At 36.3% G+C, this 22,488-nt stretch carries 25 protein-coding genes; 8 read left to right on the top strand and 17 right to left on the bottom strand.

Translation table 11 applies throughout. The features are described 5' to 3' along the window. Positions 1-52: 52 nt before the first annotated feature. From SOM16_RS22770 to SOM16_RS22760, 3 genes are all read right to left on the bottom strand, one after another. Positions 53-904: an IS3 family transposase gene (locus SOM16_RS22770; protein WP_320466303.1), complete on the bottom strand. Its 852-nt coding sequence runs from the start codon at positions 902-904 to the stop codon at positions 53-55. 14 nt (positions 905-918) lie between these two features. Beyond that, positions 919-1,353: a hypothetical protein gene (locus SOM16_RS22765; protein ID WP_320466302.1), complete on the bottom strand. Its 435-nt coding sequence runs from the start codon at positions 1,351-1,353 to the stop codon at positions 919-921. 103 nt (positions 1,354-1,456) lie between these two features. After that, the gene (locus SOM16_RS22760; protein ID WP_320466301.1) at positions 1,457-2,122 is read right to left on the bottom strand and encodes a tetratricopeptide repeat protein; all 666 of its coding nucleotides are present in this window, start codon (positions 2,120-2,122) and stop codon (positions 1,457-1,459) included. A 125-nt stretch (positions 2,123-2,247) separates the two neighbouring features. On the opposite strand from SOM16_RS22760, the gene recF reads away from it, so the two are divergent. Together recF and SOM16_RS22750 are read left to right on the top strand one after the other, a co-directional pair. Then, the gene (recF, locus tag SOM16_RS22755) at positions 2,248-3,351 is read left to right on the top strand and encodes a DNA replication/repair protein RecF (RefSeq protein ID WP_320466300.1); all 1,104 of its coding nucleotides are present in this window, start codon (positions 2,248-2,250) and stop codon (positions 3,349-3,351) included. Further along, entirely contained in the window at positions 3,344-3,634 is a 291-nt protein-coding gene (locus SOM16_RS22750; protein ID WP_320466299.1) for a DUF721 domain-containing protein, read from the top strand. The genes recF and SOM16_RS22750 overlap by 8 nt, the downstream gene beginning before the upstream one ends. 55 nt (positions 3,635-3,689) lie before the next feature. Here SOM16_RS22750 and SOM16_RS22745 read toward each other — a convergent pair whose 3' ends face one another. From SOM16_RS22745 to SOM16_RS22735, 3 genes are all read right to left on the bottom strand, one after another. Then, positions 3,690-3,866, bottom strand: a complete 177-nt coding sequence (locus SOM16_RS22745; protein WP_320466298.1) for a hypothetical protein — start codon at positions 3,864-3,866, stop codon at positions 3,690-3,692. 58 nt (positions 3,867-3,924) lie between these two features. Continuing rightward, entirely contained in the window at positions 3,925-4,701 is a 777-nt protein-coding gene (locus SOM16_RS22740) for an FKBP-type peptidyl-prolyl cis-trans isomerase (RefSeq protein ID WP_320466297.1), read from the bottom strand. A gap of 129 nt (positions 4,702-4,830) precedes the next feature. After that, positions 4,831-5,250, bottom strand: a complete 420-nt coding sequence (locus SOM16_RS22735; protein ID WP_056088170.1) for a nucleoside-diphosphate kinase — start codon at positions 5,248-5,250, stop codon at positions 4,831-4,833. A gap of 221 nt (positions 5,251-5,471) precedes the next feature. Here SOM16_RS22735 and SOM16_RS22730 point away from each other — a divergent pair, with 221 nt between their 5' ends. From SOM16_RS22730 to SOM16_RS22720, 3 genes are all read left to right on the top strand, one after another. Beyond that, positions 5,472-6,482: a DHH family phosphoesterase gene (locus tag SOM16_RS22730; RefSeq protein WP_320466296.1), complete on the top strand. Its 1,011-nt coding sequence runs from the start codon at positions 5,472-5,474 to the stop codon at positions 6,480-6,482. A 36-nt stretch (positions 6,483-6,518) separates the two neighbouring features. Then, positions 6,519-7,490, top strand: a complete 972-nt coding sequence (locus SOM16_RS22725; RefSeq protein WP_320466295.1) for an FKBP-type peptidyl-prolyl cis-trans isomerase — start codon at positions 6,519-6,521, stop codon at positions 7,488-7,490. Between the two features lie 72 nt (positions 7,491-7,562). Beyond that, positions 7,563-8,501 carry an FKBP-type peptidyl-prolyl cis-trans isomerase gene (locus SOM16_RS22720; protein WP_320466294.1) on the top strand — a complete coding sequence of 313 codons (939 nt, stop codon included), beginning with the start codon at positions 7,563-7,565 and terminating at the stop codon, positions 8,499-8,501. A 103-nt stretch (positions 8,502-8,604) separates the two neighbouring features. Here SOM16_RS22720 and SOM16_RS22715 read toward each other — a convergent pair whose 3' ends face one another. The 3 genes from SOM16_RS22715 to SOM16_RS22705 all read right to left on the bottom strand — a co-directional run bounded on the left by SOM16_RS22715 (position 8,605) and on the right by SOM16_RS22705 (position 11,868). Beyond that, positions 8,605-9,078, bottom strand: coding sequence for a CYTH domain-containing protein (locus tag SOM16_RS22715; protein ID WP_320466293.1), 474 nt, complete (start codon positions 9,076-9,078; stop codon positions 8,605-8,607). Beyond that, entirely contained in the window at positions 9,078-11,027 is a 1,950-nt protein-coding gene (locus tag SOM16_RS22710; protein WP_320466292.1) for a beta-N-acetylhexosaminidase, read from the bottom strand. Before SOM16_RS22710 ends, SOM16_RS22715 begins: the two co-directional genes overlap by 1 nt. A gap of 136 nt (positions 11,028-11,163) precedes the next feature. Next, entirely contained in the window at positions 11,164-11,868 is a 705-nt protein-coding gene (locus SOM16_RS22705) for a gamma-glutamyl-gamma-aminobutyrate hydrolase family protein (RefSeq protein ID WP_320466291.1), read from the bottom strand. 438 nt (positions 11,869-12,306) lie between these two features. On the opposite strand from SOM16_RS22705, the gene SOM16_RS22700 reads away from it, so the two are divergent. Both SOM16_RS22700 and SOM16_RS22695 read left to right on the top strand, forming a co-directional pair. Next, complete coding sequence (locus tag SOM16_RS22700; RefSeq protein WP_320466290.1) at positions 12,307-13,797, top strand: NAD(P)H-hydrate dehydratase; 1,491 nt, start codon at positions 12,307-12,309, stop codon at positions 13,795-13,797. Between the two features lie 304 nt (positions 13,798-14,101). Continuing rightward, positions 14,102-14,803, top strand: a complete 702-nt coding sequence (locus SOM16_RS22695; RefSeq protein WP_320466289.1) for an AIM24 family protein — start codon at positions 14,102-14,104, stop codon at positions 14,801-14,803. Positions 14,804-14,867: 64 nt separating this feature from the next. On the opposite strand, the gene SOM16_RS22690 is transcribed toward SOM16_RS22695, so the two are convergent. The 4 genes from SOM16_RS22690 to SOM16_RS22675 form a co-directional block, all read right to left on the bottom strand. Further along, positions 14,868-15,722 carry an anti-sigma factor gene (locus tag SOM16_RS22690; RefSeq protein ID WP_320466288.1) on the bottom strand — a complete coding sequence of 285 codons (855 nt, stop codon included), beginning with the start codon at positions 15,720-15,722 and terminating at the stop codon, positions 14,868-14,870. A gap of 2 nt (positions 15,723-15,724) precedes the next feature. After that, positions 15,725-16,276 (bottom strand): RNA polymerase sigma factor, encoded by a 552-nt coding sequence (locus tag SOM16_RS22685; RefSeq protein ID WP_320466287.1) that lies wholly within the window; start codon positions 16,274-16,276, stop codon positions 15,725-15,727. Positions 16,277-16,390: 114 nt separating this feature from the next. Next, positions 16,391-17,284 carry a lipoyl synthase gene (lipA, locus tag SOM16_RS22680; protein WP_320466286.1) on the bottom strand — a complete coding sequence of 298 codons (894 nt, stop codon included), beginning with the start codon at positions 17,282-17,284 and terminating at the stop codon, positions 16,391-16,393. A 113-nt stretch (positions 17,285-17,397) separates the two neighbouring features. Then, positions 17,398-18,669 carry a hypothetical protein gene (locus SOM16_RS22675; RefSeq protein ID WP_320466285.1) on the bottom strand — a complete coding sequence of 424 codons (1,272 nt, stop codon included), beginning with the start codon at positions 18,667-18,669 and terminating at the stop codon, positions 17,398-17,400. Between the two features lie 475 nt (positions 18,670-19,144). Here SOM16_RS22675 and SOM16_RS22670 point away from each other — a divergent pair, with 475 nt between their 5' ends. Next, positions 19,145-20,653, top strand: coding sequence for a malate:quinone oxidoreductase (locus tag SOM16_RS22670; RefSeq protein ID WP_320466284.1), 1,509 nt, complete (start codon positions 19,145-19,147; stop codon positions 20,651-20,653). Positions 20,654-20,731: 78 nt separating this feature from the next. Here SOM16_RS22670 and ytxJ read toward each other — a convergent pair whose 3' ends face one another. The 4 genes from ytxJ to SOM16_RS22650 all read right to left on the bottom strand — a co-directional run. Next, a complete protein-coding gene (gene ytxJ, locus SOM16_RS22665) occupies positions 20,732-21,064 on the bottom strand; it encodes a bacillithiol system redox-active protein YtxJ (protein WP_320466283.1) in 333 nt (110 codons plus the stop codon). A gap of 78 nt (positions 21,065-21,142) precedes the next feature. Further along, positions 21,143-21,265, bottom strand: a complete 123-nt coding sequence (locus SOM16_RS22660; RefSeq protein ID WP_320466282.1) for a hypothetical protein — start codon at positions 21,263-21,265, stop codon at positions 21,143-21,145. Between the two features lie 50 nt (positions 21,266-21,315). Continuing rightward, complete coding sequence (gene ribH / locus SOM16_RS22655) at positions 21,316-21,807, bottom strand: 6,7-dimethyl-8-ribityllumazine synthase (RefSeq protein ID WP_320466281.1); 492 nt, start codon at positions 21,805-21,807, stop codon at positions 21,316-21,318. A 347-nt stretch (positions 21,808-22,154) separates the two neighbouring features. Next, on the bottom strand, positions 22,155-22,488 hold a 334-nt coding region (locus tag SOM16_RS22650), incomplete at its 5' end, for a hypothetical protein (protein WP_320466280.1).

The following is a 22,488-nucleotide window of genomic DNA, read 5'->3' as shown; positions in this document are numbered from 1 at the left end:
TGACTAGTCCTGAAAATTTGATACAGGATTAATAATTAAATAAAATTACGATTTAAATAGCAGTTGGTTCATTCCGGCTGCTATTTTTTCGTTTATAAGTCCTGATTTCGATTTTACTTTGTCTGTGCATATATTTTGGGGTATTCATAAAACATGCATGGTGTGGTCTAATATTGTTATAAATATTAACGCTTTCAGAAACCATTTTTTTCATTTCAGAGAGCTTGACCCCTTCTCTGATGACAATGAATTCTTGTTTTAGAATTCCGTTTACACGCTCAGCTACAGCATTCCGGTATGGATCATAGCTTTCGGTCATGCTACAGTTAATATTATTTTTAATCAGCGTCTGCTGATATTCATCGCAGCAATACTGCAGCCCTCTATCTGAATGATGTATTAGCATGTCTTTTTTATATATCCTTTTTAAGATAGCCATTTTCAACGCCCTCAGGCTTCCCTCCATACTTAAGCTATTCGAAACATCATAGCCAACTATCTTTTTTGAATATGCATCTGTGACCAAAGCTAGATAACAGGGTTCTTTTCTGTTTCCAAGATAAGTTATGTCAGAAACCCAAAGTTGTTCTGGCCTACTGACTTTCATATCAATGGTAAGGTCCTTGTGTTTGCGAAACCTATGGTGAGAATTTGTGGTAATATGATAACTGCGTTTTGGTTTAACTAATAAATGATTCGCTTTTAATATCTGAAAGAGTTTATCTCTTCCTACTGATAGGGCTTCAAGAGATTCTTTTAATATATGATAAAGTTTCCTGCCTCCAATGCGGGGCATTTTCATGCGCACACCCATCACCAGTCCTATAATCTCTGCCGATAAATCCTGTTTCCTAATCCGTCTCTTCTCACTCCGGTAATAGACCTGTCTGCTAACCCCGAACAATCCACAGGTAGCATTTAAGCTTTCTTTGTAGGTTTTTTGGTATTGTTCAACTGTTCGGGTGAGGAGTTTTTTCGGATTTCAATATTATATTCCTTCTCTGCAATATCGATCATCATATCGAAGATGATTGCTTTTTTATCAGCCCTTGTATTCTGAGTAGCTAGAAAGGCATTTTGTTTCTCCAGAAGCTTAACTTTGGCTTCCAACTCCAGTATTTTCTGTTCGGGTGTCTTAGGCATATGAGATGGGGTTTGATTCTCCCAATCAAATTTACCATATTTTCTCAACCAACCCACTATGGTGGAACGAGACTGGATGCCATATTTCTTTAAAGCACCTGTTGTGGAGAGTTCACCCTGTTCAATCTCGAAAACAATCTGATGTTTAAGGGATAAGGAATAGTCCTTTTGGGTGCGCTTCTGGTAACCCGAATTTATAATAATTGTCATAACGATTTATTTTTGTATCGCTATTTCAGGACTAGACAATATGAACACAAAAAAAGACCATCTTTCGATGGTCTCCAATACTTTATATTTTATTACAAGTTTACTATTTAACTTGTGCCTGAGCTCTAGCAAGATAGGCATCTACCATTTGTGCTTCAGCACTTTCTGGATATTGTGTTTTGATTTTAGTATAAGCATCAACAGCACCACCAAAATCTTTAAGATTTTCGTTTACCAATCCTAATTTCTTAAGAAACATTGGCGAAGTAAATTTACTGGCCTTATCAGATGCTTTTTTGTAGTAAGTAGCTGCTTGTTTGTAGTCTTTCAATTCGCTATAAGCATCACCTAATAAGCCTAAAGCCAAGGGGTCTGCAACCGGGCTACCTGTAGCACTGTATTTTCCTAAAGCATCAATTGCTTGTTTGTATTCACCTTTGCGCAAATAAATTCCACCTAAATAAAGATTAGCTAAATTAGCAGATTTTGTATTGTCGTATTCTTTTGCAATTTGTTCTAAACCAGGATAACCGCCTTCGCCCTTTACCGCTTTGTTAGATAATGAATCGATACCAACATATGATTCAGATTTAAACATTTTGCTTGCAGCTTCTTCAGCACGACCTTTTAAGTACACATTTTGATACCAAAAATATACACCAATTAATAAAACAACAGCGCCGGCAATAAATAGCAAGCTCTTATTATTTTCCTGTAAAAATGAACCTTTTTTGATAGGTTGAGTAGTTTGGTTATCTATTGTAGACATGTTTGTTTAAAAAATTTAAGATTGCAAAAATACATTTTTCAATCAAAGTATCAATCTTTATTTCGAAGTATTTAATTAAACATTAGTTATTTAGAGGTTAAAAAACGGTAAATTGCGCCATATTTATGTGGTTAAAGAATATTACGCTTCTAAATTTTAAAAATTATTGTGATGCAGATCTCCAATTTTCTGACACTGTAAACGTTTTTACAGGTAATAATGGGTCTGGTAAAACAAATATGCTCGATGCAATTCATTATCTGTGCCTTTGTAAAAGCTATTTTAATCCTATTGATGGGCAACAAATCAAAACCGGATCGGATCTTTTCATGATTCAGGGAGATTTTGATCGAAATGAACGCAATGATAAAATTACCTGCGGCGTTAAGCGAAATCAAAAAAAACAATTTAAACGCAATAAAAAAGAGTACGAAAAACTTGCCGATCATATTGGCCTGTTTCCTGTAGTGATGGTATCGCCTTACGATGTTAACTTAATTATGGAAGGCAGTGAAGAGCGGAGAAAGTTTATTGATAACGTGATTTCTCAAACAGATTCGCATTATTTGGATCAATTGATTGCCTATAATCGGATTTTGCTTAACAGAAATGCTTTTTTAAAGCAGATAAGTATCACCAGAAAATACGATCCTACTTTGCTGGAAATTCTTGATGAGCAACTGGTAATTGCCGGAAATAAAATATTTGCCACCAGAAAGGCTTTCATGGATGAGTTTATTCCGCTCTTCAATGAATATTATCTGTACCTTACCGAAAACAAAGAAGTTGTTTCATTAAATTATCAATCACAACTGATTGATTTCCCTTTCGAAACGTTGCTGAAGAAATCAGTAGAAAAAGACCGGGTGCTGGAACGTACTACAACCGGTATTCATAAAGATGAGCTTGCTTTCGAAATTAGTGAAATGCCATTGAAAAAATTTGGGTCACAAGGGCAGCAGAAATCTTTTTTAATTGCGTTGAAACTTGCTCAATATGCTTACCTGGCAAAAAATAAAGGTTTTAAACCTTTGCTGTTGCTGGATGATATCTTTGATAAACTGGATGATCACCGTGTGCAAAAATTAATGCAAATGGTATCCCACCAAGATTTTGGCCAAATATTCATCACGGACACCGGTAAGGAAAGAGTGAAATCAGTTTTTGAAAAAATACAAGTTGAAGTAACTTTGTTTGAAGTTAAGGAGGGACAAATAAGCCATGCGTAAACCGAATGATATAACGATGAAGGATGCCATTAGCAAAATGCTGGATGTGTACCGTTTACGCCGTAAATTTGATGAGACCTCTATTTTATCCATCTGGCCGGAAATTATGGGAACTGCCATCGCAAATAGAACCACACAAATCTATATTAAAGATAAAAAGCTATTTATTAGAATAGAATCCTCTGTAATCAAGAATGAATTGGTAATGGTTCGCCAGGGAATTATCCAAAAGTTAAATGAACATGCTGGCAGTGTTGTGATTAATGAAATGGTATTTCTGTAAATATTAAGACGCAAAAAAGGGTTAATTTTTCTTCAAAAATTAACCCTTTTTTATTTTACCTTCTTCCGCCACCAAAAATTTTAGACAGGATCCAGATCAGTAGTGCAACAACAATTACAACTACGATTATGCCAGACCAAAGGCCAGCTTTAAATATACCTCCCACCAGTTCACAACTGCTTAAGGTAGTGCATAAAAATGCAATTAGTGCTATTGGAAATATTCTTTTCATATGATGCTAATTTTTTTAATAGCTAACATCGTAGGTCAAAGAATGTTTTAATAAATGCTTATTTGCCGTTAACTTTGAGCAATTCCACTTCAAAAATAAGGGTGCTATATGGCGGAATATCTGCACCTGCACCACGCTCGCCATAAGCAAGTTGATAAGGGATAAAGAATTTATACTTCGATCCTGCCGGCATTAATTGTACGCCTTCTGTCCAACCTGGAATTACGCGGTTTAAGGGGAAACTAATTGGTTCGCCACGATCATAAGAGCTGTCAAATTGTTTGCCATTCAATAATGTGCCCTTGTAATGTACAAGTACTGAATCGGTAGCCACCGGTTTAACACCTGTTCCCGCGGTTAAAACTTCATACTGTAGTCCACTGGCAGTAGTTTGTACACCAGCACGTTTTTTGTTCTCGTCTAAGAAATCTTGTCCTTCTTTCATAATTGGTCCGTATTTAATTTTATTTGCTGCAGCCTCTGCTTTGTTTTTTACTGCTGATGCTTTCGACATTGCGCCGTTGATTACTTCCTGAGCCTGTGCTTGCGTTAAAAGTACTTTTCCACCCGTAAATGAATCCTTTAAACCTTTTAACAGTACCTCATAATTAAGTGTAGTTAATCCGGTAGATTTTAATCCCGAGCCAATAGAGGTACCAAAAGCATAGCTTGTTGAATCTAATGGTGATCTTAAACCAGATACAATAGTAGTGGTTCTCGTTGTAGTGGTTGTAATAGTTTTTTTAGTGACTGGCTTTTTAGCTACTGGTTTTTTTTGAGCGTATGATGCAATTGTAGCTGTTGAAAGGCATGCCGCTAAGAGAATTTTTTTCATTTATTATTAAGATGTGTGTTTACAACGATTTGGATGTTTAAAAGTTTTAAGTGCGAAAGATACAAAAATGATAAAAAAATAAAACCCCGAAAATATCGAGGTTTTAAAAAAAATGTTTTTGATTAGCAATTAAAAACGCTCATCAGCTTTAAAGAAGAAGTTACCTTCAATTTCTGCATTCTCATCAGAATCTGATCCATGTACTGCATTTGCATCAATAGATTTAGCATATTTTTGACGGATAGTACCTTCAGCAGCTTCAGCTGGATTAGTAGCGCCGATTAATTTTCTGAAATCTTCGATTGCATTGTCTTTTTCTAAAATAGCAGCAACGATTGGACCTGAAGACATGAAGCTTACTAAATCTTTATAGAAAGGACGCTCAGCGTGAACTGCATAAAACTGACCAGCAGTTTCGTCAGTTAACTTAGTATATTTTAATGCAATGATTTTAAAACCTGCATTGGTAATGTCATTTAAGATTGATCCGATATGGCCGTTTGCAACTGCATCTGGCTTGATCATGGTAAAAGTTCTGTTAGTGCTCATTGTGTTTGAATATCAATTTGCTGCAAAACTACGTTTTAATTGATGAATAACCAATAACTGATCTATAAGATTAGGATAGCTTTCGATGTTTCTGGCTTATACGATGGTAAATATGGCTGTTTTTGATTATCTATGCTGCTTTGTTTAATATGTGGTGTGGCTAAACTTAAAATGCTTTAATCCTATTTTAAAAATCCTTAGCTTTGCAACGCAAAAAATATATGCTTACACTACCTGAGTTAAAATCTTTACTGGCTACGCCACAACGAATTGTTATCACTACGCATCATAAGCCAGATGGTGATGCAATGGGTTCATCACTAGGTTTATATGGTTATTTAATCCAGAAAGGTCATCATGTAACAGTGATTACACCAACTGATTATCCTGTCTTTTTACATTGGATGCCTAACAATGCTGACGTAGTGATTTTTACTGAAGAGCATGAAAAAGCAGCTAAATTAGTGGATGAAGCGGCGTTAATTTTTTGTCTCGATTTTAATACCCTTAGCCGAATCAATGAATTAGGTGAGTTGGTAAGGGCTGCAGGTGCCAAAAAAGTGATGATTGATCATCATTTAGAGCCTGAAGATTTTGATGATTATCGTCATTGGGATATTAATGCATGCGCAGCGGCGCAATTGGTTTACGATTTTATTGTGAATCAACTGGAGGATAAAGCGGGTATTAATAAAGATGTTGCTGCTTGTTTATACACTGGAATAATGACCGATTCCGGGTCATTCCGTTTTCAGTCTGCCACTTCTGATGTTTATCGAATCGCAGCTGAACTGATTGATTTAGGTGCAGAACACTGGAAAATTCATCAGCAGGTTTATGATAACGCAAGCGAAGATCGATTACGTTTTCTGGGTTATTGCCTGTCCAACAAGTTGGAGGTTATTAGAGAATATAATACGGCAATCATTTCGGTAACCAAAGAAGAACTCGCCCAATTTCACAGTACTACAGGTGATACGGAAGGTGTTGTAAATTATGCACTTTCTATCAACGGAATCCGTTTGGCTGCATTAATTATTGAGCGTACTGATAAGGTTAAACTTTCTGTAAGGTCTACCGGAGATTTTCCGGCAAACGAAATTTGTAAAAAATATTTTAACGGCGGCGGACATAGAAATGCAGCTGGCGGTGCCTCAGAAAAGCCTTTAAATGAAGTGGTAAATGAATTTAAATCCATTTTAGAAGAATATAAAAACCAATTAATTGCGTAAAGCAAATAACCAAATTAAATAAAGTTTAAATACAAAATGAAAAAAGGAATAATTGTTCTTGTAGCAGCTACGTTAGGTTTAGCAGCTTGTAACAAAGAGAAAAAAGGTGCTGGTGGTTTATTGTATACCGTTCATCATTCTGAAGGTAAAGAGAAAATCAAGGAAGGTGATATCGTTAAGATGAACTTCATTCAGAAAAATGATAAAGATTCAGTATTAGGAAGTACTTATGACAACGAAAACCCACAAGTTTTTCCGGTTCAAAAGAAAATGTATGCTGGTGATATGAATGATGTATTAACTTTATTTGGAGAAGGTGATAGTGCAACATTTAAAATTAACTTGGATACCATGGCTTTTTATAGCAAACAGCCTAAACCAGAACAATTCAAAAATGATAAATACATCACTTTTACCATTAAAGTAGAAAAAGTTTTCAAAAAGAATGCTGGCGAAGCTGATTCTACTTTTAACAAAAGAGCAGGTGAATTCTTCCAGGCTGACTTCAAAGCTACTGCCGAGAAAAAGAAAGGTGCAGAAGATGGTAAGATTAAAGCTTACGTTGCTGATAACAATTTAAAAACACAAACTTCTGCAAGCGGTTTACAGTATATTATCACTGCTCCGGGAAATGCAGAACGTGCTCAATTAGGCGATACGGTTACCTTAAATTATACTGGTAAGTTGGCTAAAAAGAATGCTAAAGGTAAATATCCTGTATTCGACACCAGCGATGAGAAAATTGCTAAAGCTGAAAATAAATTCCAAGCTGGCAGACCATATGGTCCAACCAAAATGGCTTTAGGTGGTACAATTCCAGGCTTTACTGAAGCATTACAGTTAGTAGGTAAAGGTGGAAAAATTACCGCTATTATTCCTTCTAAATTAGGATATGGTGAGCAAGGTGCGCCTCAGGTAGGTATTATGCCTTACAATCCAATTGTTTTCGATATCGAGATTACAGATATTAAGAAAGCACCTGCAGCAGCTGCACCAGTAAAAAAATAATTTAAAGTCAGAGAAAAGTGTTGTTTCAATTGAGCAACACTTTTTTTTTGCTTAATTAATTCATAGACAAAAATGAAAAAAGCAGTTATAGTATTATTCGCGGCAACCTTAGGTTTAGCGGCCTGTAATAAGTTTGAAAAGGGTGAAGGTGATATGACCTATAAAATTTACAATAGTGAAGGAAAGCCAAAAATACAGGAGGGTGATTTTGTAAAGCTTAACGGGATTCAGATTATTGAAACTAAAAGTGGAGATTCTACTTTGGTAAATACTTATGATAACGAACGTCCGGCATTTTTTCCTATTGGTAAATCGATGTTTAAAGGAGATTTAGCTTCAGCGTTAAAATTGTTAGGTGAGGGAGATAGTGCAGTTTTTAAATTGAATTTAGATTCTATGGCCAAATACTCCGGTCAGCCTAAACCAACAGGGGCGAAAGATAACTTCTCTACCTTTACGATCAAAATTGAGAAGGTATTGCACAAAGCAGCAAATGAGGCAGATTCTACCTTTGAAACAAAAAAAAGGTCGTTCTTCGAGGAGGAATATAAGGCTTTAATTGCTAAAAATAAGGCGAACGAAGCCTCAAAGATCTCAAAGTACATTGCTGATAATAACCTGAAAACACAAAAAACAGCATCTGGCTTGCAATACATAATTGAAACACCAGGAAATACTCAACGCGCTACTTTAACCGATACAATTATGGTTGATTACACTGGTCAGTTCACTAATAAAAAAGCTGATGGTAAAATCAATGTTTTTGATACATCTGATGCGAAGATTGCTAAAGAGGCCGGGATATATTCGCCGATGGCTCAGTATTCTGCTCGTCCGTTAGTTTTAGGTCAGTTAGCACCCGGATTTATTGAAGGCGTGCAGTTAATTGGTGTAGGTGGTAAAATCAAAATTATTATTCCTTCTAAATTAGGTTATGGAGAGAATGGAGGTGGTCCGATTAATCCTTTTACACCACTGGTATTTGATATAGCTCTAAAATCGATCAAATAATTGATAATGTTGAACTACTCTGGAAGTAGATAATCACAAAATAATGAAGGCCCGGAATTAATTCCGGGCCTTCATCTTTAATAAGTTTTTTGATGGACGTTTACTAATCCTTCCAGTCCTTAAAGGGATGTGTGGTGAGGTTGGCATTATAATAGCGCTTATCTGCTGTAACTTCTGCAGCTATCCATATCGGGCGTTCAAAATGTTCCTCTTCAGATAAGAGTTCAATCTCTGCTTCAATTAATCCATCATTATCGCCGGAAAACACATCTATTTCCCAGGTTTTTCCTTCGTAATCAATTTCATATCTGGTCTTTTCGAGCTCTGATTCACAAAAGTTATCCAGTAATTCTGCCGCTTCATTCAGCGGAATTTCATATTCATATTCCAAACGGGAAGCACCGATGGTGATGCCTTTAATGGTTAACCAAGCTTTCGTTTCTGCTATTCTTACCCTGATGGTTTTCTTTGGATCATTGGAAATATAACCCTGCCTTAAATGTTTCCCAACAGGTTTATCTACTTTGTTCCATTCTTCCAGATTTAATAGAAACTTTCTTTCAATTTCTTTACCCATTACTTTGCTCTCTTTTGTAATTCAGCAATTGGCATGCTAATTAATCTACCAATTGCTTGTTTGCCTTTATAGGTAATTACCCGAAGCATACTGGCATCTTTTGGAGGCGTAAGCGCTGAAGTGTATTTAGGATAAAAACGATCTGGCATGGAATTGTCAAAGCTATAATAGATATCCAAACCATCAATTTCAGGCGTTAATTCAATCATCAGTTGTTTGTCTGCGCTGCGCTTAACCGTAAAAATCGGATCATAAATAGCCGGCGAATATTTTACTTCAGCTAAATCCAGTCGTTTAAAGTGCTCTTCGGTACGATCAATGAAGCTGGTCCAGTTTTTTTTCTCCAAAGGACTCCAAATTGATTCAGAAATGGCAAATGCACGAGGCCAAATCATGTATTGTACCTGGCGGAAATTGAAAATTTGTTCTGTCCATAGATTTGCTTGTGCACCTATAATAAATTTAGGATCCGCGCCAGCAGGAAGCGGATTAAACTGATAGGTTTTATTTAACCTTAAAGAAGCATAGACCTTTGGTTCTGTAATCGGATCGGCTTGCATGTAATCTAAATAGGCAAAATCAGTCGGACTCATTACCACATTATGTTTTTCTTTTGATGCCTGAATGCCATATTTTAAACCTCTCCAGCTCATTACCGAAGCCGTAGGCGAAACCCCACCTTCCAGAATTTCATCCCAGCCCATAAATTTCTTGCCTTTTGAAACCACAATTTGCTCTACCCGTTTCTCAAAATAGGCTTGTACCTGTGGGATGGTTTTTAAACCTTCACGTTGCATCAGCGCTTTCACCTGATCATTCTTTTCCCAGAAATTATGTGGCGCTTCATCACCGCCCATATGAATATATTCGAACGGAAAAAGTTTAGCAACTTGTGTGATTACGGAATCTAAAAAAACATAAACCTTTTCATTTGCAGGGCAAAGGGTATTATCAACCAAAGCGAGGGGAGGTGCACCACGGCTCCAGTCCATAATCTTCTCGCCAGAGCGTACTTTATAGTTTACAGCATCTGGCGTACAAGATAATTCAGGATAAGCAGCAATTGCCGCTAAACTATGTCCTGGAACATCAATCTCAGGCATAATGTTAACAAAACGATCTTGCGCATATTGCACCAGTTCTTTAATATCTTCCTGCGTGTAAAAACCACCGTAGGTACGAGGTTCATCAGCAGTAGGTGGAATAAAATCGCCAAATGTTCCGGTTTTTTTAACACTCCAGGCACCAACTTCGGTTAATTTTGGTAAGCCTTTAATTTCTATTCGCCAGCCTTCATCATCAGTTAGATGGAGATGCAACAAATTAAATTTATAGCGAACCATGTTATCAATGAATTGCTTTACTTCCTCTTTGGTAAAAAAGTGACGGGCAACATCAAACATTAAGCCGCGCCAACCCAACTTTGGGTAATCAACCACATCAACACAAGGCAGTTTCCATTTCACGTTTTCTACTAATTCTTTACTTTCTATTGCAGGCGGAAACAATTGAATTAATGACTGAGCCCCCCAGAATATCCCTGCTGGTTTATTTGCCGTAATAACTATCTGGGTGGTGTTTACGTTTAATTTATAACCTTCCAAACCCAATTGCGGATCATTCTGATTATTAATGATCAATTTAATCGTTGGGTGATTGCCATTTGAAACTGTACTTACAAATTTGCCTGTTGCTGTTTTAATTCTTTCAGATAAAAACATAACTGACTGTTGTAAACCTTCTCCTTTAGCAGACTGAATGCTGATATTTTCTGGTAAGGTGAAAGTTCCGGCTTTCTTCATTAAGGAAACGGGTTCAGGAATTATGGCAATTTTAACCGGAGAAACAGCAGTTTCTGCATCGCCTATTTCAGTTTCATTGACCAGTGTTTGCGCAAATGTGCCAGCTGTTAAAATGCAGCAGGATAACAAAAGGACTAGTTTCTTCATTAAATTTTCAATTGATTAACTTAAAAAGTATAATCTGCAATTTATTAAAATTTTAGAACTTGTTGCGATTTTGAAAGCTAATCTTTACTTAACTGCTTCGCTAAGTCGATTTAGTATTAACCCGATGAAGGTTTGTTTATTTACGATTGATGATTGCATCAATAAACGCAATATGAAGATTTTTGCTGAAAACACTTTGCTGATCATTCAACCGTTCAGGATGCCATTGAACCAAAAGGAGAAAGGGTTTTCCAGCAGGTTCCAGACGTTCGATGGCTTCTGCAATGCCATCAGGTGAGCGGGCACTTACCACCAAGCCTTTTCCTATTTGATCGGTACTTTGATGATGATTGCTATTGACCAGACCATGGTCCGTCTTTACTATTTGCTTAAGCCAGGAGCTTGGGTTGATTAAAATATCATGATAGCGATCGCTTTTGTCGGGCATTTTTGAATGGTCAAATTTTCCCCAGGTAACAATATCAGGAATTAAAGTTCCTCCGAAAAATACATTCCCAACCTGGATTCCACGACAAATCCCTAAAACGGGAATATGATTTTCTTCTGTGTAAGCTAAAACTTTAAATTCAAATTCATCACGGCGTTCATTTACATCATCCGCATGGCAATAAGGGTAGTACTCCGGATGATTATAGAACCTGGGGTGAACATCCTCTCCACCCGTTAACACAATGCCCTGACATTTCTTAATTTCTTCAAAATTATCTAGTTTGTAACCCAATTGAATTACCTCAACGCGATGATCATAGGATAAAACCCAGTCTCGGTAAATAGAAAATTTACTACAATCGATTACACCAACGGTTATTTTATCTGACATGATATATTTCTAGCTCCAATTAAATAAGATTCTATAACTCATTCAATTGGCATAATTTAATAAAAAGATTATTCACTTAATTAGTATCCTAACTTAAAGATATATAAACTTAGTTACGAGAATGAATCTAAGCCAAAAAATTAAGCGTTGCTATAGTAATTCAATAATAGACCCAAATTTGAATAATAATATGCATAGAATATCATTTAAATGGTTTCTGTGGGTTTTAATCACCAAGCCCTTTGGACGCCCCTCCGAAAAGGAGGGGAATAGCGATCGTAACATCTTTCTTTCGCTATCGAATTGGGTGTAGTTTTATACATAATGCTAACTAACTTTAATCAAAACATAGACTATTACGGTTTAAAAGAACTAAATATGATCCAACTCAGTTTAATAAAGAAATCTTTATTATACTTTAAATTCTAACTTAGTAATATGCAGACTTTACTTACATCAACGCAAATGCGTCAGGCTGATGAATTTACCATTGCGAATAAACCCATAGCATCTATTGATTTAATGGAAAAGGCTGCCCGTGCTTTTGTTCAGTGTTTTTTGAGAGATGAATTTGATACCGGTAAACAGATTGCTATTTTTTGTGGAAAAGGAAATAACGGCGGCGACGGATTAGCCATTGCACATTTATTGCTTAGTAATGGATATTTTAATATTAAGGTTTATATCGTAAATTTTAGCGATAAGCAGAGTGCAGATTTTGCCATTAATCTGCAGCGTTTAGCGGAATCCAGATGTAAGAAGGTGGTATTAAATAATGCCAGCGATTTAAAAAGTATCAAAGCCGATCTCATTATAGATGCTATTTTAGGATCAGGATTGAATAAACCATTGTCAGGCGAATATGCTAAACTGATCAATCAGATTAATACATCGAAAAAAAGGATTTATGCGGTTGACGTGCCAACAGGCTTTTCTTCAGAAGGAAAGTTATCTTCAAACTATAATGGCGTTAGTGCTTACAAAACGATTTGCTTTCAACGACCTAAGATCAATTTTTTTATGCCAGAATCTGTTTTGGCTACAGAACAGTTTGAAGTTGTTGAAATCGGTTTAGATGAAGACTTTATTGAAAATCAAAATACCGATTTTTACCTTGTCGAAGAAAAAGATATTAAAAGAATTCTAAAGCCACGGAAATTATTTAGCCATAAAGGTACTTACGGACATGCCTTAATTGTTGCCGGAAATACCAATACCATGGGTGCAGCCTTACTAGCCTCAATGTCTTGTTTACATACCGGTGCAGGTTTAACTACTGCCTGCATTCCGCATAGCGGATTAAATGCACTGAACACGACGCTTCCGGAAGTGATGGCTTTACCACGTGATGAATATACCAGAATTGAAGACCAAAGTAAATACCAGGCTATTGCTATTGGTCCGGGTTTGGGTCTTTCCTTAGAGAATGAACGGCTGTTAGAAAGCTTAATTGCTGCTCACCGACCACTGGTTATTGATGCCGATGGCCTGAATCTATTGGCAGAACGACAAGATTTAATAGAAAAATTACCACAGCATTCTATTTTAACTCCGCACATGAAAGAATTCGACAGACTTTTTGGGCAGCATGATAGTTGGTGGGATAGATTGCAAACGGCAAGAACACAAGCGAAGCGTCTTAAAATAGTGATTGTGCTTAAAAATCAATTTACATTCATTTGTTCAGCTGAGGGGAAGGTATATATCAATCCTACTGGTCATCCGGCGATGGCACAAGGTGGAATGGGAGATGTATTAACCGGAGTAACTGCGGCATTTGTGGCTCAGGGATATCCATCACTGGATGCCGCTATTTTAAGTTGTTTTGTGCACGGACAGACTGGTAATGAATTAGCTAAAAATCAATTTGTGGTAACAGCATCGCAAGTGGCCGGCAAAATTTCTACTACAATACCAAAACTAATGTAGGCAACAGCCATTATGTTTGTTAATTGCTAACAATATTTCTGTAAAGGCCATCACCACTGTTTTCAAAACTATTCAGTTATTGTTGTTTGTTTTATTAAACCACCCTCTTTTATATTTCTTTTTAATAAAAATTATTTCGATTAATGATTTGACAAAACCCCTTTTAAGAATATTTAAATGATGTTAAGAGGAGGATAAAATGTCTAATTTCCACAAGTTTTGATTGAAAGACAATTGTTTTTTGCTGTGTTTGGCTTAGGAATTGATTGGGATTTGTTAAACCGAAAAACAATATTACTAAATTATGGAAACTAAAAAAGAGTACACTTTAAAGGAACTCATTCATGAATCAGCAGAAGATCCAAATGAAAATGACTTTTTTGAATTAGAGAAACCTGCGCTACTTGAAGTAAATCTAAAGAATCAGAAGATTTTAGCTAAAGCAGGATCAATGGTAGCCTACATTGGCAATGTTGATTTTAAAAGAGAAGGCTTGTTAAGCAAGGGCTTGGGTGGTTTATTAAAAAAAGCCATTTCCGGAGAAGGTACATCATTAATGCATGCTTCCGGAACGGGCAAGCTTTACCTGGCAGATGAAGGCAAGAAAGTGAAAATCATCAAGCTCCAAAATGAATCTGTTTTTGTAAATGGGAATGATGTTCTAGCACTTGAAGACACGATTAAAAATGAAATCAAAATGTTAAAGAGTGTGGCCGGAATGATGAGCGGAGGCCTTTTCCAGGTGAAATTATCTGGAAGTGGTTACATTGCAATTACCACTCATGGCGAGCCTATCTTATTAAGGGTAAGCGCTAATCAGCCAGTTTATACTGATCCGAATGCTACTATAGCCTGGTCAGAAAATTTATCTCCTAACATCAAAACTAACCTTACTTTTGGTTCATTTATCGGAAGAGGCAGTGGTGAATCTTTCCAACTGGAATTTTTCGGAGAGGGCTGGGTTTTAGTTCAGCCTTACGAAGAAGTGAAATATGCACAAAAATAATGATCCAATAAAAAACCCCGGCAATTTTTGTATTGCCGGGTTTTTTTATTTTTTAAATCTTTATCTAAACACCACCCATTACGGTTAGTTTTTCCATTGTTGGGTTTACACTTCCACCCATTGGTTCGAGCGTAACGGCGAAAGCTTGTGCTTCTTGTATGGTTTGCATCTTTAATAAAGCGTCTCTTGAGGTAGAATCCGTTTTCCCAAATACACCTAAACTCACTGGTTTTCCATTCACCAAAGCCCAAAGTTGATACTCGTGTTGTGCATCTGCCTTTGGTAAATCCATTGCCAGATAATTTATGATAACATCTTTATTTTTCTTATTCCAGTAAACGTTCATTTTTGATTGCGGACTAATCGCCTGGCCTTGCATCTTAATAGTAGCCCAATCTTTACTTTCGTTCATTTCAACCAGGTTATTTAATCCACGGTTGTTATATTCCAATTTGCTAACAACGCCTGCAAATTTTTCTTTATCTAAATTCAGGCTTGCAATTTGATCATGCGCATCAGTTAGTTTGCTATAAGTAATAAATAAGGCAGCTGTACTAACTATTAGAAGTGCTACACAAGCAACAAGCGCATAGCGTAAGCTTCTCATTTTGGCATTACTGTGATCAAGACTTACTATTTTTGGTTCTGCCTGCAGTGGCAAATCGGAAACCGAATTGGTTTCTTCATCTATATTAATGCCTAATTTTTGAAATAACTTTGCTTCAACATCTTCAGAAGGTTGTACTGCATTTTGCATAGCAAATTCTTCCATCGCGTACTCAATAGCGGCCAGTTCATCCCGAACCTCCTGATGTTGCGAGGCCAGTTCCTTTACACGCAACGTTTCTTCTGGCGATAAATCGCCCAAAACGTACAGTTCTAGTACTCCAGATTCGATAAATGCTTTTAAATTTTCCACGCTTAATTAAAACTCCTCCTCAATTCAATAATGGCCAAACGAATACGGGTTTTCACCGTACCCAATGGCAGATCTAACTTTTCTGCGGCTTCCACATGCGTGTAGCCTTTGTAATAAACTAAATCAAGAACGGCTTGTAAATCTGGTTTTAGATTTTCAACAAGCTGCTTTATTCCAAGTACATCTGGATTAAAGGTTACCTTGTTTTGTTCATCAACGAAACTTACGTTATTTTCTATATCTTGGTTTTTGAGTGAATTTTTAAAATCTTTAGATCGTAATTTATCAATGGATAAATTGCGGGCAATATTCATCATCCATGTAAATAATCTTCCCTTGGAGTTGTCGTAATGCTCAGCAGATTGCCATATTTTCACAAAAGTTTCCTGTAATACATCTTCTGCCAGTTCTGTATGGGTAATAATTCTGGAAATTACACCGTAAAGTGCCGAAGAATACATGCTGTACAGTGTTTTTAACACTGTAGAATCTTTCGATTGCAGTGCAAGAACGAGTTCAGGTTCGGTTAGAGTAAGTTTTTTTAGTGCTGTCACTTCGATTACTAAGATACAATACTGAACACATAAAGACAAAAAATGTTTTGATAACACAATCCCGACGGGAAAGCGATTTCAAAACATTTAAAAATTCTATATTAATTTCAGACTTTAAGCTATTCCTTCAATAGGAAAAAGGTGTTTTTCTGCGTGATAAGATGACCGAACCAGAGGCCCGCTTTCCACGTATTTTAATCCTTTTGATAAACCTACTTCTTTATACATGGCAAATTGATCAGGATGTATCCAGTCGATAACCGGGTGGTGATTGCGGGTTGGCTGTAAATACTGACCTAATGTAAGGATGTGTACTCCGTTTGCAACAAGATCATCCATAGCTTCGAAAATATCTTCTTCAGTTTCTCCTAATCCAAGCATAATACCTGTTTTAGTTCTTAATCCGAACTCAGAAATTCTTTTCAAAGCCTCCAGGCTTCTGTCATATTTCGCTTGAATCCTTACCTGCCTGGTTAAGCGTTTAACTGTTTCCATATTGTGTGAAACTACTTCAGGACGTTCGTCCAGTACTCGATATAAGTTATCCCATTGGCCTTTAAAATCTGGAATTAAGGTTTCCAACGTAGTAACCGGACTTTCTCTGCGAATGGCTTGTAGCGTTTCTGCCCATATAATGGAACCACCATCTTTCAAATCATCACGATCTACAGATGTAATTACACAATGTTTAACCCCCATTAATCTTACAGAATCGGCAATTCGATTGGGTTCATCTACATCAACAGCTAACGGCCTACCGGTTGCTACGGCACAGAATGAACAGCTCCTGGTGCAAATATTACCAAGAATCATGAATGTTGCAGTGCCTGCGCCCCAGCATTCGCCCATATTCGGACAGTTACCACTTTCACAAATGGTATGGAGCTTATGTGTATCAACCAAACTGCGCACTTGAGCATATTCTTTGCCCACTGGCAATTTAACCCGTAACCAATCTGGTTTACGTTTAACTTCAGTTACAGCAGGTACTACTGGTAAATCAATCATATGGCAAAGTTAAACAATCCACATCAAAATTTAGAAGGATAAAATGTTTGGCGCTTGTAATAAAACAATTGGTGATGAAAGTACTAGGTTATAAAAGAGATAAAGGTTGTTAACTATTTTAATAAACCTTTTGCCTGGTCTAAAAACTGCCCACCTGTTTCTTTTAATGTCTTTGTGCTTCCTTTTGCTTTTGAAGTATAACTGCTCACCGCGTTAGAAAGTTGCTTAACTTGTTTGATTCCGGAAAAAATCTCTTTCGCATGTGGAATGTTGTTCTCAAGCATTAATCTTTCCCAATCAATTTTTGCCAAAATGGCAACCATATATTTTGTTCCGATCTTCGCCAGGAAAGCCTTGTCATAAACGGTTTTTAAAGCGGCATCAGCATCCCTGTTTTTCTGATAATTGATTGTTTTTTGAATGGCTTCCCTTTCATCATCTGATAGCAGCGTGCTTTTACTAAGTTTTTCTAATGACTGAACGGCCTTTTCCGGATTTTCTCTTTTTAAATTCAAATAACTATCCACCAGCCAGATTATTTCATTCTGCAGGCCAAGGGTATTCATATCCTTCAAAAAGAGATCAAAATCTTCTAATGATCTTTCCTCATCAATTTTTCTATTCATGCGCATCCTGTCAAAACCTCTGAAAAGATAGTTCATGCCATGAAAGGCATGATGTGTCTGTTCATCACTTAAATTTCTCCAGCCAAAAAATGCTTTTGTATAGGGAAGGGCAATTTGTTGGTTTTTATCCAGCCATTTGATGTTTCTGGTCAGGCCATCTTCTGATAGATAGTATAGGTTATTGCTAAAGAAAAGAAATCCTCTTATAAACTCAAGCAATGTTTTAACTTCACCATCTTCTAATTTTTCTGGTGCTGTTTTAGAACATTCATAAAGTGCAATGGGTTGCCCCAGATCTCTGGTTGTTAACACGGCCACACTTAAGGCAGCATGTTCTATATTTTGGTTATTGAGTTTATTCTTGTCGGGATAAAAAGTGTCGACTGCTATTTTACCAGTTTTTATAGCGATAAATCCATCTACCAGGGTAGGGAAGATGTCTTCATCAGTTTCTTTAACAAAACTTTTTACTGAGCGGTACGATTTATAAAGTCTCAATGCTTCAAAAACAGATAATTGATCTTTGCCATTGGGGTTAATAGATTTTAAGGTACGAATAGTACTTTCGCTTTGTTTGGAAAAATTTTGGTATTCGGGCAAAGTTGTATCCTGGATTGCTGCAGACCGAATGGCAAGCTTTGCATACTTATAGAAAACAATTTTATCATAATTTAAATTTTCATTAAGTTTTACTTGATCAAGTTCGAGCATCATCTGATCAGTTTTTTCGCCGCTACAGCTGATTAGACAAATGAACATTATCAGAAGCGTTAAATTTCTTATTTTCATAATAAGCTAAAGTAACTGTTTCAGCGCTTAATTTGTAAAATCAATAAAGTTTAGATTTAAGATAATGCCTTAGCGCAGAATTTCACATTTCTGTCGCTTTTATTTCATTATCCTGCCCAGATGATAATTTTTAGCTATAAAATTTATAATTTTAGGCGAACGTTTTATACACTGATATCCCGCATAACGGTGAACAGGCGGATTGTTTTGTAAAGCTTTTAACCAAATTGAAATTTATGAGATCTATTTATAAGTTTTTAATGTTTCTTTAATGTCGTTTTTAGTTTTATGCGGATAGAAAGCAACTTTTGGTTTAAACTTTGCTATGGTGTTGATCTATGGGCTTGGAAATTTTTAATAATATCGTAATATTTCCATGTTTTGATGTGTCAAAATTCGTTGTATGTTTAAAATGATTCTAAATTTGTAACTCCTTTAATATAAAATGACTAAAAAGAAAAAGACAGTTGGCAAAACTGACGCAGATGTGATCCTAATTGGCGCAGGTATTATGAGCGCAACCCTTGGCGTTTTATTAAAAGAGTTAGAGCCTGATTTAAGTATAGAAATTTACGAAAGGCTAGATATTGCAGCAGCTGAAAGTTCTGATGCCTGGAATAATGCGGGAACAGGTCATTCTGCTTTTTGCGAGTTAAATTATACGCCAGAAAAAGCTGATGGTACTGTTGAAACAAAGAAAGCAGTTCAAATTGCAGAGCATTTCGAGGTATCAAAACAATTCTGGGCTTATTTAATAGAAAAGGGTTTGGTTTCAAGTCCGGCAAACTTCATTCGGAAAATTCCTCACATGAGTTTCGTTTGGGGAAAGAAAAATGTAGAATATTTAAGAAAGCGCTATGATGCATTGCAGAAATGCAATCTGTTTAGCGATATGGAATATACGGAAGATGCAAAAGTAATTGATACCTGGGCTCCGCTAATTATGGAAGGGCGCAAAAAAGAGGAAAAAATTGCTGCTACGAAAATGGATCTGGGAACTGACGTTAATTTCGGTTCGTTAACCCGTGATATGTTCAATCACCTGAAGGAACAAAAAAATGTAAGTCTTTATTTCAATCATGAAATTCGTGATTTAGGAAAAAATAAGGATGGTAACTGGAGTATTAAGGTTAGAGATTTAGAAACTAAGGAAAGCAGAAAGCGGGTAGCTAAATTTGTATTCATTGGCGCAGGTGGAGGTTCATTGCCATTATTAGAGAAATCCGGAATTCCGGAAGGAAAAGGTTTTGGCGGGTTTCCGGTAAGTGGCCAATGGCTTAAATGTACTAACGACGAAATTATAGCCAAGCACCATGCAAAGGTTTATGGCAAAGCAGCAGTTGGCGCACCACCAATGTCTGTGCCGCATTTAGATACCAGAATGATTAATGGTAAACAAGCTTTGCTTTTTGGTCCTTATGCAGGTTTTTCTACAAAATTCCTTAAAAATGGATCATTTTTGGATCTTCCGAAATCAATTAAGTTTAACAATATCCGTCCGATGATTTCGGCGGGCTTACATAATCTTGACTTAACTAAATATTTGATTGAACAGGTAAGACAATCGCCCGAAGACAGGCTGGATGCTTTGAAAGAATATTTGCCTACCGCAGCGTTAAAAGACTGGGAGCTTGAATATGCCGGACAAAGGGTACAAGTGATTAAAAAGGATGAGAAAAAAGGTGGAGTACTGGAGTTTGGTACGGAGGTGGTAAGTGCTGCAGACGGTTCTATTGCCGCTTTATTGGGTGCATCACCAGGCGCTTCTACTGCAGTTTCCATCATGTTGGAGTTGTTGGCACGTTGCTTTAAAGAAGATTTAGCAACCGACGAATGGCAGAATAAAATAAAAGAAATGATTCCTACGTATGGAAAAGAACTGGCAAATGATGCCGCTCTTAGTAAAACAACTAGAGAAAGAACGTCCAGGATATTAGAAATACAAAACGCTTAAACGAAAAAGCTAAGCAAATAAAAGGGCTTGAAAATCAATTTTCAAGCCCTTTTATTATATCGTTAAATTTAAATATTATTAAGCCGCAATTACTTCTGCCACTTCCTCTGCAGAGATATCGCTATGTGATGCTTCTAAAACGCAGTCTCCATCTTTAATTAATAAAATTTGGGGCGATTGATGTGCCACGTTAAAAACCTCTGCAACTGAATTTGAGATTTCGCGAAAACTGATCAAATCTAAAAAGTAAAGTTTTGTATCCACTGGAATAACTTCCCAGTTAAATTCGAAATTTCTTTTTGCCATCATTGAAATAGAGCAACGGGTGCTGTGCTTGAATATCAAGCTGTAGCCGTCTGCATTTTTTATTTCGTTTAATTGATCAGCCGATGTTAAATTAACCCAAGTCATAGTAAATATTATTTATAGGCACAACAGTTGCATTGAAGATAATGTTCTGCAAATGACGTAAAAATGAAAATTGAAAGGTTAGTTTCTTCTTCGTTTGCCTTCAGGATAGGAGCTATAAGCCGGACAAAGTTTAGAAGAACAAGATTCTAAAATGGTAATGGTGCTAAACACCGCCAAGAGTAAGATGGCTACTTTTTTCATTAGATGGTTAATTTAATGCGCTAAGGTACAAATAGTTTACAGAATATAAGTTAAATATTTGCAGATAAATCGGCCATTTTAATTGCAGTGATTGCAGCTTCATCTCCTTTATTACCATGTTTACCACCCGCACGGTCTTGAGCTTGTTCTAAATTATTGGTTGTTAGTACACCGAAAATAACAGGTTTACTGTATTTGATGCCAACATTTGTAACACCTTGCGCTACAGCATCGCAAATAAAGTCAAAGTGTTTTGTATCTCCCTGAATCACACAACCTAAACAAATTACGGCATCAATATCATTTCTTTTATTTAATAATATTTCAGCACCACCAGTTAATTCAAAACTTCCGGGAACAGGTAAAGAAACAATATTTTCTTCCTTTACACCATTTTCTATAAGTGTTTTTAATGCTCCATTATATAAGGCACCCGTAATTTCTGCATTCCATTCCGCTACAATAATTCCGAATTTATAATCTGCGCCATTAGGTACAGTGGTGTGAGAGAAATCTGAAAGATTTTTTAATTGTGTTGACATGAAGCAAAGATAAGGCTAAGCTTTGAATCTTCGAAACATTAATGTTTAACGGTTGTAAGTTTTATTTACGCCAGAAAAATGTTTAAATTCTCTTGAGGCATTCTTATAAAGTTGTGCAGCTGGAACTCTTTCAAATCTGACTAACTTGTCCCTTTGGTGCTTTCACATTTAAACCAAGTTTAAAAAGACACCAGGCATTAAATCTCTTAATGGAGGTTATTTGCCGTTGCCCAATGGATAAACCGCAAAAAGCTCCTGCGCATCATTTGCAGGACCACCAACTATTTTAATATTTCGAAAAACACCTCATTGTTAAAGAATGATGAAACTTTTTTTGACTAAAAAAATCAAATAATATTATTATTCTTTAGAAAAGAAATAGCTTTTTCAACATCAATTTTATTATTTATATTCCCTATTTCTTTTGTACTATCGACAAAATACTTAGGGATCTCAATATCATATTTTGTTAAATAATACACTAAGTAATTTGGCCAAATCCATTTACCGTCAGTATAGTAAGCTATACCTCCAATTATTGTTTTATCATTAGCTTCTAATGAACTGACCACTTGCATAGTGGTAGCAAACAAAACACCTTGATTTAAATAATCCAATATTTGTAGTTTTGAACTATTGAAAATGCCTTTTCTAAATTCTTTATAAGGCTGAGAAAATTTA

The organism is Pedobacter sp. CFBP9032, from assembly GCF_034045265.1.
Taxonomy (GTDB): Bacteria; Bacteroidota; Bacteroidia; order Sphingobacteriales; family Sphingobacteriaceae; genus Pedobacter.
The sequence above is the reverse complement of the archived record's forward strand: the minus strand, read 5'-3'. Positions and strand labels throughout refer to the sequence as shown.

Excerpts from the sequence above, each read along its gene's own strand:
- SOM16_RS22765 (WP_320466302.1), bottom strand. The coding sequence starts at position 1,353 with ATGACAATTATTATAAATTCGGGTTACCAGAAGCGCACCCAAAAGGAC.
- SOM16_RS22760 (WP_320466301.1), bottom strand. The coding sequence starts at position 2,122 with ATGTCTACAATAGATAACCAAACTACTCAACCTATCAAAAAAGGTTCA.
- recF (WP_320466300.1), top strand. The coding sequence starts at position 2,248 with ATGTGGTTAAAGAATATTACGCTTCTAAATTTTAAAAATTATTGTGAT.
- SOM16_RS22750 (WP_320466299.1), top strand. The coding sequence starts at position 3,344 with ATGCGTAAACCGAATGATATAACGATGAAGGATGCCATTAGCAAAATG.
- SOM16_RS22745 (WP_320466298.1), bottom strand. The coding sequence starts at position 3,866 with ATGAAAAGAATATTTCCAATAGCACTAATTGCATTTTTATGCACTACC.
- SOM16_RS22740 (WP_320466297.1), bottom strand. The coding sequence starts at position 4,701 with ATGAAAAAAATTCTCTTAGCGGCATGCCTTTCAACAGCTACAATTGCA.
- SOM16_RS22735 (WP_056088170.1), bottom strand. The coding sequence starts at position 5,250 with ATGAGCACTAACAGAACTTTTACCATGATCAAGCCAGATGCAGTTGCA.
- SOM16_RS22730 (WP_320466296.1), top strand. The coding sequence starts at position 5,472 with ATGCTTACACTACCTGAGTTAAAATCTTTACTGGCTACGCCACAACGA.
- SOM16_RS22725 (WP_320466295.1), top strand. The coding sequence starts at position 6,519 with ATGAAAAAAGGAATAATTGTTCTTGTAGCAGCTACGTTAGGTTTAGCA.
- SOM16_RS22720 (WP_320466294.1), top strand. The coding sequence starts at position 7,563 with ATGAAAAAAGCAGTTATAGTATTATTCGCGGCAACCTTAGGTTTAGCG.
- SOM16_RS22715 (WP_320466293.1), bottom strand. The coding sequence starts at position 9,078 with ATGGGTAAAGAAATTGAAAGAAAGTTTCTATTAAATCTGGAAGAATGG.
- SOM16_RS22710 (WP_320466292.1), bottom strand. The coding sequence starts at position 11,027 with ATGAAGAAACTAGTCCTTTTGTTATCCTGCTGCATTTTAACAGCTGGC.
- SOM16_RS22705 (WP_320466291.1), bottom strand. The coding sequence starts at position 11,868 with ATGTCAGATAAAATAACCGTTGGTGTAATCGATTGTAGTAAATTTTCT.
- SOM16_RS22700 (WP_320466290.1), top strand. The coding sequence starts at position 12,307 with ATGCAGACTTTACTTACATCAACGCAAATGCGTCAGGCTGATGAATTT.
- SOM16_RS22695 (WP_320466289.1), top strand. The coding sequence starts at position 14,102 with ATGGAAACTAAAAAAGAGTACACTTTAAAGGAACTCATTCATGAATCA.
- lipA (WP_320466286.1), bottom strand. The coding sequence starts at position 17,284 with ATGATTGATTTACCAGTAGTACCTGCTGTAACTGAAGTTAAACGTAAA.
- SOM16_RS22675 (WP_320466285.1), bottom strand. The coding sequence starts at position 18,669 with ATGTTCATTTGTCTAATCAGCTGTAGCGGCGAAAAAACTGATCAGATG.
- SOM16_RS22670 (WP_320466284.1), top strand. The coding sequence starts at position 19,145 with ATGACTAAAAAGAAAAAGACAGTTGGCAAAACTGACGCAGATGTGATC.
- ytxJ (WP_320466283.1), bottom strand. The coding sequence starts at position 21,064 with ATGACTTGGGTTAATTTAACATCGGCTGATCAATTAAACGAAATAAAA.
- SOM16_RS22660 (WP_320466282.1), bottom strand. The coding sequence starts at position 21,265 with ATGAAAAAAGTAGCCATCTTACTCTTGGCGGTGTTTAGCACCATTACC.
- ribH (WP_320466281.1), bottom strand. The coding sequence starts at position 21,807 with ATGTCAACACAATTAAAAAATCTTTCAGATTTCTCTCACACCACTGTA.